The organism is Janibacter sp. CFPM2_SD2 (assembly GCF_057364645.1).
In genome coordinates this window covers 1-3,105 of the sequence record NZ_JBNFOF010000270.1, presented here as the reverse complement: position 1 = coordinate 3,105, position 3,105 = coordinate 1, and the positions used below count along the sequence as shown (strand labels likewise).

Here is a 3,105-nt window from a genome sequence, read left to right as displayed (position 1 = left end):
GGTCAGCTCCCGCAGCGCGGCGAGCCCCTCGTCACGCCGCGGTCGAGCAGGGTGGCCACGAGCGCGCTGCCGACGATGACCCCGTCGGCGAAGGTGGCGACCTCGGCCGCCTGGGCACCGTTGCTCACGCCGAGCCCGACGCACAGCGGGAGGTCGGTCGCCTCACGGACCCGGGCGACGAGCTGCGGGGCGCTGCTGCCCACGCTGCCGCGGGTGCCGGTCACACCCATCGTCGACGCGGTGTAGACGAAGCCGCTGCAGGCCGCCGTGACGGTCGCGATGCGCTCGGGGGTCGAGCTGGGGGCGACGAGGAAGATCCGGTCGAGGCCGTGGCGCTCACTCGCCTCGGTCCACTCCCCGGCCTCCTCGGGGATCAGGTCGGGCGTGATGATGCCGGCTCCACCGGCGGCGCGAGGTCGGCCGCGTAGCGGTCGACCCCGCGGCGCAGGACCAAGTTCCAGTAGGACATGACGACGGGCACCGCGCCCGCGTCACGCACCGCGGCGGTGGCCCGGAAGACGTCGTCGACGTGCACCCCCTGGGCCAGCGCCTCGGTCGCGGCTCGCTGGATGACCGGACCGTCCATGACCGGGTCGCTGTAGGGCATCCCGACCTCGACGATGTCGGCACCGGCCTCGGCGAGGGCCCGCACCGCGGCGATCGACCCCTCGACGTCGGGGAAGCCGACGGGCAGGTAACCGATGAGCGCCGCGCGCCCCTCGGCCCGGCAGCGGGCGAAGACCTCGTCCAGGGCGCTCACGCCTGCTCCTCCGACCCGTCGACGTAGCCGAAGTACTCGGCGGCGGTGTGCATGTCCTTGTCCCCGCGACCGGAGAGGTTGACGAGGAGCAGGCCGTCGGGGCCGAGCTCCTGCCCGACCTCGAGTGCCGTCGCCAGGGCGTGCGAGGACTCCAGGGCCGGGATGATGCCCTCGGTGCGGCAGAGCAGCTGGAAGGCGTGCATCACCTGCTCGTCGGTGGCATAGCGGTACTCGGCCCGGCCGGAGTCGCGCAGGTGGGAGTGCTCGGGGCCGACGCTCGGGTAGTCAAGGCCCGCGGAGATCGAGTGCGTCTCGAGGGTCTGGCCCTCGTCGTCCTGCATGAGATAGCTCATCGCCCCGTGGAGGACACCCGGCTCGGCCGTCGCGAAGCGCGCGGCGTGCCGACCGGTCTCGATGCCCTCGCCGCCGGCCTCGACGCCGACGAGGCGGACGCCCTCGTCGCCGACGAAGCGGTGGAAGATGCCCATGGCATTGGACCCGCCGCCGACGCACGCGATGACGGCATCGGGCAGGCGCCCGGTGAGCTCGAGCACCTGCTCACGGGCCTCCTCGCCGATGATCTTGTGGAAATCACGGACCATCTCGGGGAAGGGGTGCGGGCCGGTCACCGTGCCGAGGACGTAGTGGGTGTGCTCGACGTTGGTCACCCAGTCGCGCATGGCCTCGTTGATCGCGTCCTTGAGGGTCGCGCTGCCGTGCTCGACCGCGACGACCTCGGCGCCGAGGATCTTCATGCGGGCGACGTTGAGCGCCTGCCGCTCGGTGTCGACCTTGCCCATGTAGACGGTGCACTCCAGGCCCATGAGGGCCGCGGCGGTCGCCGTCGCGACACCGTGCTGCCCGGCGCCCGTCTCGGCGATGACCCGGGTCTTGCCCATGCGCTTGGTGAGCAGCGTCTGGGCGAGCACGTTGTTGATCTTGTGGCTGCCCGTGTGGTTGAGGTCCTCGCGCTTGAGGATGATCCGGGCGCCACCGGCGTGCTCGGCGAAGCGCGGCACCTCGGTGATGATGCTCGGCCGGCCCGTGTAGGTGCGGTGCAGCCGGGCGAGCTCGTCGACGAACTCGGGGTCGACGGCGGCCTTCTGCCGGGCCTCGTCGAGCTCCTCGAGCGCCGGGATGAGCGCCTCGGGGACGTAGCGCCCGCCGAAGCGGCCGAAGCGGCCCGCCGCGGGCTCGGGGGTGGTCTGGTCGGTCATGGGTCCTCCGGTCGTCACTGCTGGCCTGCGGCGATCATCGCGCGCACCCCGGCCGGCGGTCTCCGCCGACGACGAGAGCCTCGCGACGAGGATCGCGTCGGCCCCGGCCCGGGCGAAGAGCTCGGCCTCCTGCGGTCCCGTGACGCCGGACTCGGCGATCCGGACGCACGAAGGGGGGATGAGCGGGGCGAGGCGGGCAAAGGTGTCGGTGTCGACGTCGAGCGTCTTGAGATTGCGGTTGTTGACGCCGATGACGGTGGCGCCGGCGTCCACCGCGCGGGTCGTCTCGGCCTCGTCGTGGACCTCGACGAGCGCGGTCAGGCCGAGGCTGCCGGCCAGGCCCATGAGGTCGGCCAGGCGCCGGTCGTCGAGCGCGGCGACGATGAGCAGGATGATGTCGGCGCCGTGGGCCCGCGCCTCCCAGATCTGGTACTCGCTGACCATGAAGTCCTTGCGCAGGACCGGCAGGTCGACGGCGGCGCGGACGGCGTCGAGGTCGTCGAGGCTGCCGCCGAAGCGGCGCTGCTCCGTGAGCACGGAGATCGCGCTCGCCCACCCTCGGCGTAGGCGCTCGCGAGCGCCGCCGGGTCGGGGATGTCCGAGAGGGCGCCCTTGCTCGGGCTGGAGCGCTTGACCTCCGCGATGACGCTCAGGCCGGGGCGCCGCAGGAGCGCCTCGGCGTCGCGTGGGGCGGGCAGTCCGTCGCACTGGCGCTGCAGGCGCTCGAGCGACGTCTGCGCCTCGCGCCCGGCCAGGTCCTCACGGACGCCGTCGATGATCTGGTCGAGGACGCTGGGCATGCCGACAGGCTAGTCGACGCTCGGGTCGTCCCCGAGGGTGACCCGGTCCCAGTCGGAGGCGACCCGCTCCCCGCGCGCCCCGCTGACGTCACCGGCGTCCGGGTCGCCGCCCGGGCGCTCGTACTTGCCGCCGAGACCGCCCCCACCGACGACCACCGACGACCCCGCCGACGCAGGAGATCGCGAGGAGCCCGGCCGCGACGACGGCTACCCAGGGCCAGGTCGTCGCCGATCCGGTCGCCTCGAGGGCGCCGGTCCCGCCGGAGTGGGTGGCCGCCACGGACCCGGAGGACCGCGGGAGCGTCGAGGACGGCCCTCAGGGAGAGGG

General features: G+C 73.4%; 2 protein-coding genes and 2 pseudogenes. All 4 read right to left on the bottom strand.

All coding sequences use genetic code 11. From position 1 onward, the window contains the following. Positions 1-2: 2 nt before the first annotated feature. The 4 genes and pseudogenes from trpA to AC2W7J_RS17040 all read right to left on the bottom strand — a co-directional run bounded on the left by trpA (position 3) and on the right by AC2W7J_RS17040 (position 2,933). A pseudogene (gene trpA, locus AC2W7J_RS17055) lies at positions 3-760 on the bottom strand (tryptophan synthase subunit alpha). Then, positions 757-1,977, bottom strand: a complete 1,221-nt coding sequence (gene trpB / locus AC2W7J_RS17050) for a tryptophan synthase subunit beta (RefSeq protein ID WP_485983863.1) — start codon at positions 1,975-1,977, stop codon at positions 757-759. The pseudogene trpA and the gene trpB overlap by 4 nt, the downstream one beginning before the upstream one ends. 141 nt (positions 1,978-2,118) lie before the next feature. After that, positions 2,119-2,777: pseudogene (trpC, locus tag AC2W7J_RS17045) on the bottom strand (indole-3-glycerol phosphate synthase TrpC); the annotation flags it as partial. 9 nt (positions 2,778-2,786) lie between these two features. Then, positions 2,787-2,933, bottom strand: coding sequence for a hypothetical protein (locus AC2W7J_RS17040; RefSeq protein WP_485983862.1), 147 nt, complete (start codon positions 2,931-2,933; stop codon positions 2,787-2,789). Positions 2,934-3,105 lie beyond the last annotated feature (172 nt).

Excerpts from the sequence above, each read along its gene's own strand:
- trpB (WP_485983863.1), bottom strand. The coding sequence starts at position 1,977 with ATGACCGACCAGACCACCCCCGAGCCCGCGGCGGGCCGCTTCGGCCGC.